Below are 14,974 nucleotides of genomic sequence, written 5' to 3' on the forward strand. Positions count from 1 at the left end.
AATTCACGGTGAAGCGGTGGCGGGTGGGCGGGTGCCGCCGGCTCGCCGCGGCGCTGGCCGCCGCGGCCCTGGCGGTCAGCGGGTGCTCGGACTCCGGGGGCCCCGCCACCGTGTACGGCGCCGGCACGGCGCGGCTCGGTGAGTCCCAGGCGGTGCTCGGGTGGAACGTCTCGGTGGCCAACCTGCGCTTCGCCGACGATCGGGTGCTCATCGACGTCGACGCCGCCCTGGCCGATGATGCCCGGGCCGCGGGAGCCGCCGCCGAGCCCGACGATCTGCGCTTCGGTCTCTACGGCGCACTGGCCCACCCGATCGAGGCGACCGGGACCGGCAGCTGCGCCCAGGTGGCCGGCTCCGACGTCACCCCGCTCTACGCGCCGGAGCCCACCCGGGTGACGGGGACGGTGTGCCTGGGCCCGATCAAGGATCAGGCGCAGGTCCGCGGCGTGTACCTGTACTCACCGCGTGACCGCATCCCCAGGACCGTGGCGGCCTATCCGGCGCCCTTCCCGGTGGGGGTGAACCCGACCAACCCCAACGACACCGGACTGGTGGTCAGCACCACCAGCGTGGAGGCCTGGCGGGGCGACGGCACCCCGCTGTCGACGGCCGCGCTCGGCGATCCCACGGCGTTCACCGGCAACGGGTACATGCTGCTCGGGCTGCAGGCGGACGCCGAGGCCGCGCGGTACCGCGACGACTCGCAGCGGCGGGGCGGGCCGATGATGCTGGTCGCCGCGCCCACGATGCCGCCGCCGGGGCTCAGCCCGGCCTGCTCGGCCTACGGGTCCTCGGTCCTGGTGCTGCCCGACACCTCACGGGACACCGTGCACCTGGAGGCCTCGCTGTGCACCCAGGGTGAGATCAACGAGGCGGTCCTCTACGCGACGGTCTCGGTGGTCGGCACGCACGCGGCGGTGTGGCGGCGGTGAGCGACGCGCCCGGCCCCACCGAGTGGGGCCAGACCGGTTCGGGTGTCGGACCGTGGAGCGCCGAACACGGCGGCCCGCCGCCGCAGGACCCGCGCTACGACCCGCAGTTGGTGCGCGACGGTGACACCCGCAACGTCGTCGACGCCTACCGGTACTGGACCAGGGAGGCCATCGTCGCCGACATCGACCGGCGCCGGCATCCGCTGCACGTCGCCATCGAGAACTTCGGCAACGACGCCAACATCGGCGGGGTGGTGCGTACCGCCAACGCCTTCGCGGTGCACACCGTGCACATCGTCGGCCGGCGGCGGTGGAACCGCCGCGGCGCCATGGTGACCGACCGCTACCAGCGGCTGCAGCACCACGACACCACGCCGGATCTGCTCGACTTCGCCCGGCGGGCCGGCCTGACCGTCGTCGCCGTCGACAACGTCCCCGGCGCGCGGCGGCTGGAGGAGACCGCCCTGCCCCGCGATTGCCTGCTGGTGTTCGGCCAGGAGGGGCCCGGGATCACCGACGCCGCCAAGTCCGGCGCGCAGGCGGTGGTCTCGATCGCCCAGTTCGGCTCCACACGCAGCATCAACGCCTCCGTCGCGGCGGGTATCGCGATGCACACCTGGATCCGGCAGTGGGGTGACCTCGGCCACGCCTGGTAGGGCAGGATTGACCGACATGGATCAGGTTTGGGCCAATCGCGCGTCGTCGGCCGAGGCCGCCGTCACCGCGCGCCACCTCAAGAGGCTGTGGGGGCTGCCCGGAACCCAGCTCGGGGTGGTGTCCTGGCCGCCGAGCGGCGGCGACCGGCGGTTCGCCACCTGGCACTACTGGTGGCAGGCGCACCTGCTGGACTGCCTGATCGACGCCCAGCTGCGCGACCCCCGGCTCGAGCGGCTCGGCCGGATCAAACGCCAGATCCGTGCGCACCGGCTGCGCAACACCTGGTCCTGGGTCAACGACTACTACGACGACATGGCCTGGCTGGCGCTGGCGCTGGAACGGGCCGGCCGGCTGGTGGGGGTGACCCGCAAGGGTGCGCTGGACAAGCTCGCCGAGCAGCTCGTCACCGCGTGGGTGCCCGAGGACGGCGGCGGCATCCCGTGGCGCAAGAAGGATCAGTTCTTCAACGCACCGGCCAACGGCCCCGCCGGGATCTTCCTGGCCCGTCACGGCGACCGGCTGCGCCGGGCCCAGCAGATGGCCGACTGGATCGACGAGACCCTGATCGACCCCGAGACCCACCTGGTCTTCGACGGCATCAAGGCGGGCTCGCTGGTGCGGGCCCAGTACACCTACTGCCAGGGCGTGGTGGTGGGCCTGGAGACCGAGTTGGCCGGGCGGACCGACGACGAGCGCCACGCCCGGCGGGTGCACCGGCTGGTCGCCGCGATCGGTGCCCGGATGGCCCCCGACGGTGTGCTCAAGGGGACCGGCGGCGGCGACGGCGGTCTCTTCGGCGGGATCACCGCGCGCTATCTCGCGTTCGCGGCCACCGCACTGCCCGGCAGCTCCGAGCAGAGCGAACGGACCCGCCGCACCGCGCGCGACATCGTGCTCGCCTCGGCCCGCTCGGCCTGGGAGTACCGCCAGAGCGTCGACGGACTGCCGCTGTTCGGCCCGTTCTGGGACCGCGCGGCCGAACTGCCCCGAGCCGACACCGGGCAGGCGCAGCTCGTCGACGGCGCGGTCGACTCCTCGGCCATGCCCGAGCGGGACCTGTCGGTGCAGCTGTCGGGATGGATGTTGATGGAAGCCGCCCACCGGGTCGGGCAGGGAACACACACAGAGCGGGAGGAGAGCTGATGGCCAGCGAGCCCGGAGGGTGGGAACCCGACGTGCACACCGTCGCCAACGCCAACGTGACACGGTTCATGTCCTGGTTGCGGGAGACCGGCCGCGGTGACTACGCCGACTACCCGGGCCTGTGGGAGGCCTCCGTCAGCGACGTCGACTGGTTCTGGCGGGCGGTCTGGGACTTCTTCGACATCCGCGCCACCACCACCGCCGCGCACGCGATCGAGGGCACGGATATGCCCGGGGCGCAGTGGTTCCCGGGGGCGAGCCTGAACTACGTCAGTCAGGTGTTCCGGCACGCGAGCGCCGACCGGCCGGCGCTGGTGGTGGCCGGCGAGGACGGGTCCACCGAGTGGTCCTGGGACCGGTTGCGCGCCGAGACCGCGGCGTTCGCGCACTTCCTGCGGCGCGCCGGCGTGGGTCCCGGCGACCGCGTGGCGGGGTATCTGCCGAATATCGGCGAGACGGTGGTGGCCTTCCTGGGCGCGGCCAGCATCGGTGCGACCTGGGCGGTGTGCAACCCGGATCTGGCCGTGGGTGGGGTCATCGCCCGGCTCGGTCAGCTCGAGCCCACCGTGCTGGTGGCCACCGACGGCACCGTCTACGGCGGCAGGCGCCACGACAAGCGCGGTGAGCTCGCCGAGATCCGGGCGGGGCTGCCCACGCTGCGCGAGACCGTGCTGGTGCCGCGGCTGGGTCTGGAACCCCCCGAGGACACCACACCCTGGGCGGCGGCGGTGGCCGCCGACGTGCCGCTGGAGATCACCGACGTCGCCTTCGAACACCCGCTGTGGGTGCTGTTCTCCTCGGGCACCACGGGCACCCCGAAGGGCATCGTGCACGGCCACGGCGGGGTGCTGCTGGAACACCTGAAGTACCTGAGCCTGCACCTCGACCTGCACCCCGAGGACCGGTTCCTGTGGTACACGACGACCAGCTGGATGATGTGGAACTTCCTGCTCGGCGGGCTGCTGGTCGGCACCACCATCGTCTGCTACGACGGCAGCCCCACCCATCCGGACACCGACGGTATGTGGCGGGTGGTCGCCGAGCACGAGGTCACCGTGTTCGGTGCCGGCGCCGGATACCTGCTGGCCTGCGCCAAGGAGGATCTGCACCCCGGCAAGGAACACGACCTGTCCCGGCTGCGCATCGTGGGTTCCACCGGTTCGCCGCTGCCCGCCTCCGGTTTCCGGTGGGTGCAGGACGGCGTGGGCCGGCCCGTCGCGGTCCAATCCTGCAGCGGCGGAACCGATGTGGTGACCGCGTTCATCGGCGCATCCCCGTTGGTGCCGATCGTCGCCGGTGAACTGTCGTGCCTGTGCCTGGGGGCGGCGATCGAGGCCTGGGCCGACGGCGGTACCGCGGTGACCGGCACCGCGGGGGAGCTGGTGATCACCAAGCCGATGCCCTCGATGCCCGTGTTCTTCTGGAACGACGCCGACGGCAGCCGCTACCGCGACGCCTACTTCGACAAGTACCCCGGGGTCTGGTGCCACGGCGACTGGCTGACCATCACCGAACGGGGATCCGTCGTGGTGCACGGCCGCAGCGACGCCACCCTGAACCGGGGCGGCATCCGGATGGGCAGCGCCGAGATCTACAACGCGGTGGAGGGAATGCCCGAGGTCAGCGACTGTCTGGTGGTAGGCGTGGAGCACGACGACGGGGGCTACTGGATGCCGTTGTTCGTGGCCCTGGCCGAGGGCGCCGAACTCGACGACGAGCTCAAGTCCCGGATCACCTCGGCGATCCGCACCGCCGCGTCGCCCCGGCATGTGCCCGACGCGATCCTGGCCGTGCCGGGGATTCCGCGCACGCTGACCGGCAAGCGACTGGAGATCCCGATCAAGCGGATCCTGCTGGGTGCCGAACCGGCATCGGTGGTCTCACCGACGTCGGTGGACCGGCCCGAGCTGCTGGCCGGTTTCGCCGACTACGCCGGCCGGTGACCGAGTCCGTCGACGTATCGATCACCGGCGGACGCCGGCTGATCCGGTTGCTGCCGGGTCGGTTCGGCCGGGACCCCACCGCCCCGCGGGGCGGGGAGAACGCCGGGGCGGGGCTGCTGCTGGCCTGCACGGTGGTGGCGATCCTGTGGGCCAATTCCCCCTGGGCAGCGAGCTATTCGGCGCTGTGGGACACCGAGGTCGGCTTCGTCGTCGGCGACTCCGAGGTCCAGATGAGCGTCAAGCATCTGGTCAACGACGCCTTGATGGCGTTCTTCTTCTTCACCGTCGGCCTGGAGGTGACCGGTCAGCTGGCCATCGGCGAGCTGACCGATCGGGCCCGCGCGGTGGTGCCGGTGCTGGCGGCGCTGGCCGGCCTGGCCCTGCCCGCGGTCATCTTCCTGCTGTTCAACGTGGGCACCGAGGACGCCCGGGCCTGGGGGATCGTCATCTCCACCGACACCGCGTTCGTGGTGGGGGCGTTGGCGGTGATCGGCCCGAAGTATCCCGCCCGGCTGCGCACGTTTCTGCTGACGCTGGCCGTCGTCGACGACGTGGGGGCGCTGGCGGTGATCGCGCTGTTCTACTCCGACGAGGTCGCGGTCCTGCCGCTGCTGGTGGCCGTGGTGCTGCTGGCGCTGATCGCCGCGGTGCGCTGGTTGCCGGTCGGGCGCGGGCCCGCCTATCTCGTGCTGGCCGTGGGTCTGTGGCTGGCGTTGTCGGCCGGTGGGGTGCATCCCACCCTGGCCGGGGTCGGGGTGGCGCTGCTGATCCCGGTGTTCACCCCGCAGCGGCGCACCGTCGAGGAGGCGGTCGGGGTGATCCGGGCGTTCCGGCAGTCGCCGAACTCCGACTACGCCCGGGCGGCCAGCCGTAGTCTGCGCGAGTCGATCTCGATCAACGAACGGCTGCAGTCGGCGTTCGGCCCGTACGTGTCGTTCCTGGTGCTGCCGTTGTTCGCGCTGGCCAACGCCGGGGTGCGGCTGGACTCCGAGACGGTCTCGGCGGCGCTGCGTTCCCCGCTGACCTGGGGCATCATCGCCGGTCTGGTGTTGGGCAAGCTGGTCGGCATCACCGGCGCGACGGCCCTGGTGCGCGCGACCGGGATCGGGCAGCTGGCCCCGGGGCTGACGCTGCGCCGCGTCGCCGGCGGTGCGGCGCTGTCGGGGATCGGGTTCACCATCTCGCTGTTCATCGTCGACCTGGCGGTGGTGGGCCCGCTCAAACAGGACGAGGCGCGCGTCGGCGTGCTGATCGCCTCGGCGCTGGCATTCCTGTTGGGGTGGGCGATCTTCCGGGTGACCGACCGGCTGAGCCCGCCGGTCGCCGTGGGCGCCAAGCTCGTTCGGCCGTTCGACCCGGAGCGCGACCATTTCCGCGGTGATCCCGAGGCGCCCCTGATGTTGCTGGAATACGGCGACTTCGAGTGCCCGTTCTGCAGCCGCGCCACCGGTTCCATCGACGAGGTGCGCGCCCACTTCGGCGACGAACTCGTGTATGTGTGGCGGCATCTGCCGCTGCCGAAGGTGCACCCGCGGTCGATGGACGCGGCGCTGGCCGCCGAGGCGGCCGGGCTGCAGGGCAGGTTCTTCGAGATGGCCCGCACGATGTTCACCTTCCAGGACTACCTGGAGTGGGAACACCTCTACCGCTACGCCGATCAGGCGGGCTGCGACGTCCGCAGGTTCGACGAGGACCTGCGCGACCCGGTGGTGCGCCACCGCGTCGAGGACGACCTGGAGGACGCGGTGCTGATGGACCTCAACGCGGTGCCGACGTTCTTCGTCAACGGTAGGCGGCACAAGGGGCCGTGGGACGCGGCCAGCCTGATCAGGGCGCTGCAGGCCGCCCGCGGCTGAGGAGCGCCGGCCGCGACGAGGGGGACGCCCGTCGCCTACGGTGGTGGACGTGCGCGACGTGCTGAGCGAGGTGTTGGCGGTCTGGCGCGGCGGGGGAACGGCCGGGCTGGCCACCGTGGTGCGCACGTTCGCCTCGGCCCCGCGGCCGGCCGGGGCGGCGATGCTCGTCGGACCCGACGGTGCCGCGGCCGGATCCGTGTCGGGCGGCTGCGTGGAGGCCGCGGTCTATGAACTGTCCACCGAGGTCGCCGCCAGTGGCGTGCCGGTGCTGCAGCGCTACGGCGTCAGCGACGACGACGCCTTCGAGGTGGGCCTGACCTGCGGGGGCATTCTCGACATCTTCGTGGAGCCGGTCTCGCCGGCGACGTTCCCCGAGCTGGAATCGGTGGCCGCCGACATCGCCATGCACCGCCCGGTGGCGGTGGCCACCGTGATCGCCCACCCGGACCCGCAGTGGGTGGGCCGGCGGCTGGTGGTGCGTCCCGACCGGGTCGGCGGGACGCTGGGCTCGGCGCGTGCCGACGACGCCGTCACCGACGACGCCCGCGGGCTGCTGGCGGCCGGGCGCAGCGAGGTGCTCACCTACGGGCCCGACGGCCAGCGCCGCGGGGAGGGCATGGAGGTGTTCGTGGCCGGCTACGCGCCGCGGCCGCGGATGCTGGTGTTCGGCGCGATCGATTTCGCCGCGGCCGTCGCCGCGCAGGGCGCCTTCCTCGGGTACCGGGTCACGGTGTGCGATGCACGCGGGGTGTTCGCCACCCCGGCGCGGTTCCCCACCGCCGACGAGGTGGTCGTCGACTGGCCGCACCGCTACCTGAGTGCCCAGGCCGCCGCGGGCGCCGTCGACGCCCAGACGGTGATCTGCGTGCTCACCCACGACCCGAAGTTCGACGTGCCGTTGTTGCAGGTGGCGTTGCGGCTGCCGGAGGTGGCCTACGTGGGGGCGATGGGGTCGCGGCGCACCCACCACGACCGGCTGCAGCGGCTGCGGGAGGCCGGCCTGACCGACGACGAGCTGGCCCGGCTGTCCAGCCCGATCGGGCTGGACCTGGGGGGCCGCACCCCGGAGGAGACCGCGGTCTCGATCGCCGCCGAGATCATCGCGCACCGGTGGGGCGGTGGCGGACGCCCGCTCACCGAGACCAGCGGGCCGATCCACACCGCGCTGCCCGATCCGGCCGGTGCGGTCAGTCCGACCGGGAATGCTGAAGGTAGGTGACGATCGCGTTGGTCAGCCCGCGGCGGGCCTCGTCCAGGTCGTAGTAGCCACCCAGTTGGCGTTCGGAGACGATCCCGCGCATCGCCCCGGGGATGAAGGCGGCGACCTCACGGATGCGGGACGGGTCGACGTCGACGTCGGCGAAGGCGCGCTGGCAGGTCTCGATCCAGCCCCGCCCCCAGGAGGACAGCTCGGCCGCGGTCTGCGGGTAGAGGCGGTCGAGTTCGGCCATGTCCCGCGGTAGGGCCATCCGCAGCGTCTCGATGGCCCGCGAGTCCGGCGCCGTCAGGCCCTCGTAGAGGGTGTCGATGATGGCGGCCACCCGCTCCCGCAGCGGCGCGGCCGGGTCGAGCGCGGCCGGCAGTTCGCCGCGCCGTTCGGCGGTGCGCTGCAGCACCGCGGCCCACAGCCCGTCGATTCCGCCGAACTGGTACTTGACGGCACCCCAGGTGGCGCCGATCTCCTTGGCGATGCGGTTGGCCGACGCGGCGGCCGGGTCGCCGGTGGCCAGGCAGCGCAGGGCCGCCTCCAGCATGGACTCGCGGGTCGCCTGGCCGCGGCGGTTGGTGCGGCGCGCCGGGGACGCCGGAGACACGGCCATGGCAGCAGATGGTAGCCCAGGCCGCCAGCCGTCCCCCTTCGCTCAACGTCCACTTACGGCACGCGAACGGCCACGATCCGTGCGATAAGTGGACGTTCGGTGGGGCTCGCTTCTTGACTTACACAGAACCCACTGTGATTCTTTGTCCATGGCCAAGCCGCCCCTGTCGATGACGCCGACCGGCTGGTTCCAGGTCGCCTGGTCCGACGAGATCGCCGTCGGCGAGGTGCACCGGATGACCTATTTCGGTCGGGAGATGATCGCCTGGCGCGCGGAGTCGGGGCGGCTGACGGTGATGGACGCCTACTGCGAACACCTGGGTGCCCATCTCGGCTACGGCGGGCACGTGCAGGGCGAGGTCATCGAATGCCCCTTCCACGGCTGGCAGTGGAACCAGGAGGGCCGCAACGTCTGCATCCCCTACGAGGACCGGCCCAACCGCGGCCGCCGGATGCGCACCTACCCGGTGACCGAACGCAACGAGTCGGTCTACGTCTGGCACGACGTCGCCGGCCGGCCCCCGTATTTCGACGCCCCGGACGTGTTCGCCGACTTCGGCGACGGCAGCAGCCCCGCGCGGTACTTCGCCCAGCAGCGGCTGTTCCGGCAGGGGCTGGAGCTGCACCCGCAGTACGTGCTGGAGAACGGCGTCGACTTCGCTCATTTCACGTTCGTGCACAAGACCCCGATCGTGCCGGTGTTCACCCGCCACGACTTCGACGGTCCGGTCTCCCGCGTCGACTTCACGATCACCTTCTCCGGCGACGACGGCCAGCGCATCGAGGACGTCAACAGCGGCGTGGAGGCCATCAACGGCGGTCTGGGCATCGCGGTGACCAAGAGCTGGGGGATGATCGACAACCGCACGATCTCGGCCGTCACCCCCGTCGACGAGTCCACCTCCGACGTCCGGTTCATGGTCTACATCGGCCGGCCACCCGACGGCGCCGGCCGGGACCCCCGGCGCATCGAGGCCAGAGCCCACGACTTCGGCCGGGAGGTCATCCGGCAGTTCGAGCAGGACATCCACATCTGGTCGCACCAGCGCTACTCGGATCCACCGGCGCTGACCGGCGGCGAATACGAGGGCTTCACCGCGATCCGCACGTGGGCCAGGCAGTTCTATCCCGACCAGCGCCCCGGCGGGGCCGGGGTGTACGCAGTGCAGGAGGGTGCAACGTCATGACCGCACAACCGATCCGGGTGTTCCAGGTGGCCACCGGCAATGTCGGCTCGGAGATGATCAAACGGCTGCGGGCCCGGCGCGACCTGCAGCTGGTGGGCCTGCACTGCTACTCCCCGGACAAGATCGGGCGCGACGCCGGCGAGCTGGTGGGTATCGGACCGATCGGCGTCACCGCCACCGGCACCGTCGAGGAGATCATCGCCGCCGAACCCGACGTGCTGACCTTCCACGGGGTCTTCCCCGACGAGGACCTCTACGTGCGGGTACTGGAGGCCGGGATCGACATCGTCACCACCGCCGACTGGATCACCGGCTGGCACCGCGACACCAACCACCCGCATCCGTCGGGAAAGCCGGTCAGCCAACTGCTTTCGCAGGCCTGCCACAAGGGCGGGTCGACGTTCTACGGCACCGGGATGAACCCCGGGGTCAACCAGATCCTCGGCGTGGTGTGCTCGGCCGACGTCGCCGAGATCGAGAACGTCACCACCATCGAATCGGTCGACGTGTCCTGCCACCACTCCCGCGACACCTGGATGGAGGTCGGCTACGGGCTGCCCGTCGACGATCCCGAGATCCCGGCCAAGCTGGAGAAATACACCCGGGTGTTCGCCGACAGCGTGCTGATGATGGCCGACTGCTTCGACCTGGCGCTGGACGAGGTGAGGTTCGGCTACGAGCTGGGCGCCTGCACCAAGGACGTCGACCTGGGTTGGTACACCCTGCCCAGGGGCTCGCTGGGCGGCAACTACATCCGCTACCAGGGCATGGTCGACGGGGTGCCCCGGGTGGAGACCCACCTGGAATGGCAGATGACCCCGCACACCGACCCGAGCTGGGATATCAAGGGCTGCTACATCACCCAGATCAAGGGTGACCCGTGCGTGTACAACAAGCACATGATCTTCCCGAAGCCCGGCGTGGACCTCTCGGACCCCGACAGCTTCGCCTCCATCGGCATGACGGTCACCGGCCTGCCGGCGCTGAACGCCATCGCGTCGGTGGTGGCCGCGCCCCCGGGGCTGCTCACCAGCGCCGACGTGCCGCTGCGCGGATTCGCCGGGCGGTTCGCTCCCACGGTCGCGCCGAAACTGTAAGTTCTGCCACGCCCTCCCGGGGTTTGCGTACACAACGTGCCGGCTCGGCGAAGATGGAGCGGTGGCACGCAGGCACGGATGGGGCGGTAGGCCCCCGCAGTCCGACGAGGAGGCGGTGGCGCGCATCGTCGGCGCCGCGATCGCCATCATCGACGACACCGGCGCGATGGTCAGCATGGCCGACGTGGCCCGCTCGCTCGGGGTGATCCGCCAGACCGTGTACCGGTACTTCCCGAATGCCGACGCGCTGATGAAGGCGGTGGCCATCGCGTCGGTCGACGCGTTCCTCGACCGGATCGAGGCCCACCTGCGCGGGATCACCGACCCGCGCGAGGCGGTCACCGAGGGTACCGCCTACGTGCTCGAAACCCTCCCGCGGACACCGCATCTGGGCCTGCTGCTGTCCCCGGTGCATGCCGACCGGGGCTCGCAGCAGGCGATCACCTCCGGCCAGGCGCGCGCCTTCGCGCAGTCGATGCTGCAACGCTTCGACGTCGACTGGCCCGCGCACGGCTACGACGACACCGCGCTGGCCGAGCTGGCCGAATTCATTCTGCGTACCGTCCAGTCGTTCTCGGTCGACCCCGGTGACCCCCCGCGCACCGGGGAACGGTTGCGGACCTACCTCGACCGCTGGGTGGGCACGGCGGTGGCCGCCCAGCCGGTCAGCGGTAGCGCACCGGGAAGGACTTGACGCTGTTGAGCCAGGCCGACCGCAGGCGCTGCGGCTCGTCGAGTTTGGTGATGCCGGGAAGCACATCGGCGATGGCGTCGAACATCAGGCCGATCTCCATGCGCGCCAGGTTGGCGCCCAGGCAGTAGTGCGTGCCCTGCCCGCCGAAGCCCAGGTGCGGATTGGGGTCGCGGGTGATGTCGAAGACCTCCGGGCGCTCGAAGACGTCCTCGTCGAAGTTGCCCGACCCGTAGAACAGCCCGACCCGCTGCCCGCCCCGCACGGTGACCCCGCCGAGTTCGGTGTCGCGGGTGGCGGTGCGCTGGAACGCCTGCACCGGGGTCGACCAGCGCACGATCTCGTCGGCGGCACTCGTCGGGCGCTCGGCCTTGAAGCGCTCCCACTGCTCGGGGTTGTCCAGGAAGGCGTTGAGCCCGTGGGTGATCGCGTTGCGGGTCGTCTCGTTGCCGGCCACCGCCAGCAGGATGACGAAGAAGCCGAATTCCGCCTCGGTCATCCACTCGCCGTCGACGTCGGCGTTGACCAGCCGGGTCACGATGTCGTCGGCGGGGCAGCGGCGGCGGTCCTCGGCCATCGCGTAGGCGTAGCCCAGCAGCTGGGCGTTGGCCTCCATCGGCCCCTCGCCGTCGGGGCCGCCGTCGGTGTTGACGTCTTCGAGGTTGATGACGGTGTTGGCCCACCGGAACACCTCGTCCCGGTCGGACTCGGGCACCCCGATCAGATCGGCGATCGCCATCAGCGGCAGCCGGGCGGCGACGTCGGCGACGAAATCCCCGGAGCCCTTGGCGGCCGCCGCCTCCACGATGGCGTAGGCGGCCACCCGCAGGCGCTCCTCCAGTTCGGCGACGCCGCGCGGGGTGAACATCTTCGAGACGATCCTGCGCAGCCGGGAGTGCTCGGGCGGGTCGTGATTGATCAACAGCGCCTTGGTGGCCTCCATCTGCTCGGGCTCGGCACCGTCGAAGACACTGATCACCACGCCCTTGGCGTTGGCCGACCAGGTGTCGGGGTCGCGCGAGACGGTCTTGATGTCGGCGTGGCGGCTGACGACCCAGAATCCGCCGTCGGTGAACCCGCCCCGGCCGGGTGCCTGGGCGTTCCACCACACCGGTGCGGTGCGGCGCAGCTCGGCGAACTGCCGCAGCGGCACACCGCGGAGCAGCACGTCGGGGTCGACGAAGTCGAAGCCCTCGCCGAAGGAGGTGAAGGGACAGCTGGCGGTGCTGGTCATCGCGGTACGCCTCCGGTGCTGTGATCGGGGTCTCTTTCAGACCATACACTAGCGCCATACTGCGTATGGTCAAGGGGAGTGGCGCACCCCACGGCGGCGCGGGAGCGCCGGAACGCTAGCTTGACCTCATGACCTCTGCTGCGCGTGCATCCATCGACTTTCCGGCCCGCATCGGTGTGTGGTGGACCAGCGACACCTGGCCCATGCGGGAGGCCCAGGAGGTCGCCCGCGACATCGAATCGCTGGGCTTCGGTTCGCTGTTCCTGCCCGAGGTGGTCGGCAAGGAGTGCCTGACCCAGTCGGCGGCGTTCCTAGCGGCCACCGACCGGCTGGTGATCGGCACCGGCATCGCCAACATCCACGTCCGGGTGCCCTCGGCGGCCGAGGCCGGTGCACGCACCCTGACCGCGCTGCACCCCGGCCGGTTCGTTCTCGGGCTCGGGGTCAGCCACGCCCCGCTGGTCGAGCGGGGGATCGGCGGCAGCTACACCAAGCCGTTGGCGACCATGCGCACCTACCTGGAGCGCATGGCCGCGGTGCCCGAGCAGATCGAGCCCGGGGTGGGTCGGCCGGCGCGCCTGCTGGCCGCGCTGGGCCCGAAGATGATCGAACTGTCGGGCACCCACGCCGACGGGGCGCACCCGTACCTGGTCACCCCCGAGCACACCGGCACCACCCGGGAGATCCTCGGCCCCGACAAGTGGGTGGTCTCCGAACAGGCCGTGGCCATCGGCGGTGACGACGCCGACCAGCTCGCGCGTGCGCACTCGCACCTCGAGGTGTACAGCGGGCTGCCGAACTACCGGAACTCCTGGCTGCGGCAGGGGTTCGACGAATCGGATCTGGTGCGCGGGGGCTCGGACCGACTGGCCCGCGGTGTCGTCGGGATGGGCAGCGCCGAGCGGGCCGCCGCGATGGTGACCGCCCACCTCGACGCCGGCGCCGACCATGTCGTCATCCAGGCGCTCGGTGCGGGCCCGACCGCCGATCCACGCCCGGCGCTGCGGGAACTGGCGGCGGTGCTGGGTCTCGCCGGCTGAGCCGGCAGTTCGGCCGGGGCCGGCTGAGCCGGCAGTTCGGAGGGGCCGGCTGAGCCGGCTCAGATCACGTCGCCGGGCGACCCGTCGTCACGAACGACGCTGTAGCCCTGCTGCTTCCACAGCTTCATCCCGCCCTCCATGTTGTAGGTGACCACACCGGCCCGGGCCAGCCGGTCGGCGGCCTTGCCGGAACGGTTGCCGGACCGGCAGATCGCCACCACGGTGCGGGCCGGGTCGAGGGTGGCCGGGTCGAGCTCGGCCAGCCGGATGTGCACGGCTCCCGGGGCGTGGCCGGCCTCCCATTCGTCGTTCTCGCGGACGTCCAGCAGCAGGGCCTCCGAGGTGTCGTGCAGGTGTTGGGCACCAACGGGATCGGTGCTCAGGGGATCGATCATCGGGCATCACTCCTTCGGGGTGGTGAGAAAGGTGTATCCCTCGGTGGGGGAGAACTGGGCGTTCACGCTGAACCGGTCACCGCGAATCAGGGTGCGGCGCAGTTCGATCGGCCGGCCGTCCATGCAGCCCAACCGCCGGATGGACAGCACCGCCGAGTGTTCGTCGAGCTCGAGGAGTCCCGCCGTCCCGGGTTCGGGAACGGTGGCGGTGATGTCCTCGCGTCCGCCGGTCAGGCGGATGCCGCACCGGCGGTCCAGCTCGACGTAGAGCGCGGTGTGGGAGAAATCGGCCGACAGCAGCGGTTCGGTGAGAGCGGCGGGCAGCCAGGCGTAGTCCAGGGCCAGTGGCGTATCGCCGGCCCACCTGAGCCGCTCGAGGTACAGCAGCGGCTCGCCGGGCGGGCAGTGCAGGGCTGCGGCGACCTCGTCGTCGCGGCGGACGTCCAGTGCGCGAACCACGCTGCGCTGGGTGAGCCCGGTCTGCTCGACCGCGGCGAACAGACTGTAGAGCGCGCCCAACGGCTGCCGGATGACCGGGACGTCGGCCAGCCGGGTGGGGCGGCCCCGTTCGGCGATCAGCACGCCCTCGTCGCGGAGTCGGCGCAGGGCCTCCCGCACGGTGTGCCGGCTGACCCGGTACTCGGCGGTCAGCGCATGCTCACCCGGGAAGGCGTCGGCGAACTCGCCGGCGGCGATACGCCGGACCAGCTCTGCGTGCAGTTGCGCCCACAACGGCAGCGGGCTGGAGCGGTCCAACCGTTCGGTGGGGTGGCCACCGGCTCCGATATCGCCGTCGCTCACCTGTGCGCACCTCCTCGGCGGCTGCTCGGGTTTGAAGGTCTGCGGTTGCGGTTACCCGCACTTGCACACCGTCCAACACCAGAGTAGTACAACATGTACGTACATCCGTACATCCGATCGTTCATCCGATGCCGAGCGTCGTTCGTGCCGCGACACAGGAGGTGACAGATGTCCGCGCC

14 protein-coding genes are annotated in these 14,974 nt (G+C 71.3%); 10 read left to right on the forward strand and 4 right to left on the reverse strand.

Translation table 11 applies throughout. The annotated features are described in order from the left end of the window. The first annotated feature begins 8 nt into the window (after positions 1–8). Genes CSR00_RS04315 through CSR00_RS04340 form a run of 6 tightly spaced genes read left to right on the forward strand, consistent with a single transcriptional unit; the run spans position 9 to position 7,750 of the window. Positions 9–932, forward strand: coding sequence for a hypothetical protein (locus tag CSR00_RS04315; protein ID WP_407662395.1), 924 nt, complete (start codon positions 9–11; stop codon positions 930–932). Next, on the forward strand, positions 929–1,588 hold the full coding sequence (locus CSR00_RS04320) for a TrmH family RNA methyltransferase (protein WP_099021291.1): 660 nt from the start codon (positions 929–931) through the stop codon (positions 1,586–1,588). Before CSR00_RS04315 ends, CSR00_RS04320 begins: the two co-directional genes overlap by 4 nt. Before the next feature lie 16 nt (positions 1,589–1,604). Beyond that, positions 1,605–2,732, forward strand: coding sequence for a glycoside hydrolase family 76 protein (locus CSR00_RS04325; protein ID WP_099021176.1), 1,128 nt, complete (start codon positions 1,605–1,607; stop codon positions 2,730–2,732). Beyond that, complete coding sequence (locus CSR00_RS04330) at positions 2,732–4,675, forward strand: acetoacetate--CoA ligase (RefSeq protein WP_099021177.1); 1,944 nt, start codon at positions 2,732–2,734, stop codon at positions 4,673–4,675. Before CSR00_RS04325 ends, CSR00_RS04330 begins: the two co-directional genes overlap by 1 nt. 20 nt (positions 4,676–4,695) lie before the next feature. Further along, positions 4,696–6,531, forward strand: a complete 1,836-nt coding sequence (gene nhaA, locus CSR00_RS04335) for a Na+/H+ antiporter NhaA (protein ID WP_407662396.1) — start codon at positions 4,696–4,698, stop codon at positions 6,529–6,531. Positions 6,532–6,580: 49 nt separating this feature from the next. After that, positions 6,581–7,750 (forward strand): XdhC family protein, encoded by a 1,170-nt coding sequence (locus tag CSR00_RS04340; RefSeq protein ID WP_099021293.1) that lies wholly within the window; start codon positions 6,581–6,583, stop codon positions 7,748–7,750. Here CSR00_RS04340 and CSR00_RS04345 read toward each other — a convergent pair. After that, positions 7,719–8,351 (reverse strand): TetR/AcrR family transcriptional regulator, encoded by a 633-nt coding sequence (locus CSR00_RS04345; RefSeq protein ID WP_099021178.1) that lies wholly within the window; start codon positions 8,349–8,351, stop codon positions 7,719–7,721. The genes CSR00_RS04340 and CSR00_RS04345 overlap by 32 nt on opposite strands. Positions 8,352–8,499: 148 nt before the next feature. Between CSR00_RS04345 and CSR00_RS04350 the strand changes: the two genes are divergently transcribed. The 3 genes from CSR00_RS04350 (at position 8,500) to CSR00_RS04360 (ending at position 11,328) form a co-directional block, all read left to right on the forward strand. Continuing rightward, positions 8,500–9,537: an aromatic ring-hydroxylating dioxygenase subunit alpha gene (locus CSR00_RS04350; protein WP_099021179.1), complete on the forward strand. Its 1,038-nt coding sequence runs from the start codon at positions 8,500–8,502 to the stop codon at positions 9,535–9,537. Beyond that, entirely contained in the window at positions 9,534–10,634 is a 1,101-nt protein-coding gene (locus CSR00_RS04355) for an NAD(P)H-dependent amine dehydrogenase family protein (RefSeq protein WP_099021180.1), read from the forward strand. Before CSR00_RS04350 ends, CSR00_RS04355 begins: the two co-directional genes overlap by 4 nt. Before the next feature lie 61 nt (positions 10,635–10,695). Beyond that, on the forward strand, positions 10,696–11,328 hold the full coding sequence (locus CSR00_RS04360) for a TetR/AcrR family transcriptional regulator (RefSeq protein ID WP_099021181.1): 633 nt from the start codon (positions 10,696–10,698) through the stop codon (positions 11,326–11,328). On the opposite strand, the gene CSR00_RS04365 is transcribed toward CSR00_RS04360, so the two are convergent. Next, entirely contained in the window at positions 11,300–12,559 is a 1,260-nt protein-coding gene (locus tag CSR00_RS04365; RefSeq protein WP_099021182.1) for a cytochrome P450, read from the reverse strand. The genes CSR00_RS04360 and CSR00_RS04365 overlap by 29 nt on opposite strands. Before the next feature lie 128 nt (positions 12,560–12,687). On the opposite strand from CSR00_RS04365, the gene CSR00_RS04370 reads away from it, so the two are divergent. Continuing rightward, a complete protein-coding gene (locus tag CSR00_RS04370; RefSeq protein ID WP_099021183.1) occupies positions 12,688–13,599 on the forward strand; it encodes an LLM class F420-dependent oxidoreductase in 912 nt (303 codons plus the stop codon). Between the two features lie 59 nt (positions 13,600–13,658). Here CSR00_RS04370 and CSR00_RS04375 read toward each other — a convergent pair whose 3' ends face one another. Together CSR00_RS04375 and CSR00_RS04380 are read right to left on the reverse strand one after the other, a co-directional pair. Next, a complete protein-coding gene (locus CSR00_RS04375; RefSeq protein WP_099021184.1) occupies positions 13,659–13,994 on the reverse strand; it encodes a rhodanese-like domain-containing protein in 336 nt (111 codons plus the stop codon). Positions 13,995–14,000: 6 nt separating this feature from the next. Next, positions 14,001–14,795, reverse strand: coding sequence for a GntR family transcriptional regulator (locus CSR00_RS04380; protein WP_245905833.1), 795 nt, complete (start codon positions 14,793–14,795; stop codon positions 14,001–14,003). Positions 14,796–14,974: the final 179 nt, after the last annotated feature.

The organism is Mycolicibacterium palauense, from assembly GCF_002592005.1.
GTDB classification, from domain to species: Bacteria; Actinomycetota; Actinomycetes; order Mycobacteriales; family Mycobacteriaceae; genus Mycobacterium; species Mycobacterium palauense.

What these genes read in the sequence shown, in the direction of transcription:
- CSR00_RS04325 (WP_099021176.1), top strand. Translation starts at nt 1,605, where the DNA reads ATGGATCAGGTTTGGGCCAATCGCGCGTCGTCGGCCGAGGCCGCCGTC.
- CSR00_RS04330 (WP_099021177.1), top strand. Translation starts at nt 2,732, where the DNA reads ATGGCCAGCGAGCCCGGAGGGTGGGAACCCGACGTGCACACCGTCGCC.
- CSR00_RS04345 (WP_099021178.1), bottom strand. Translation starts at nt 8,351, where the DNA reads ATGGCCGTGTCTCCGGCGTCCCCGGCGCGCCGCACCAACCGCCGCGGC.
- CSR00_RS04350 (WP_099021179.1), top strand. Translation starts at nt 8,500, where the DNA reads ATGGCCAAGCCGCCCCTGTCGATGACGCCGACCGGCTGGTTCCAGGTC.
- CSR00_RS04355 (WP_099021180.1), top strand. Translation starts at nt 9,534, where the DNA reads ATGACCGCACAACCGATCCGGGTGTTCCAGGTGGCCACCGGCAATGTC.
- CSR00_RS04365 (WP_099021182.1), bottom strand. Translation starts at nt 12,559, where the DNA reads ATGACCAGCACCGCCAGCTGTCCCTTCACCTCCTTCGGCGAGGGCTTC.
- CSR00_RS04370 (WP_099021183.1), top strand. Translation starts at nt 12,688, where the DNA reads ATGACCTCTGCTGCGCGTGCATCCATCGACTTTCCGGCCCGCATCGGT.
- CSR00_RS04375 (WP_099021184.1), bottom strand. Translation starts at nt 13,994, where the DNA reads ATGATCGATCCCCTGAGCACCGATCCCGTTGGTGCCCAACACCTGCAC.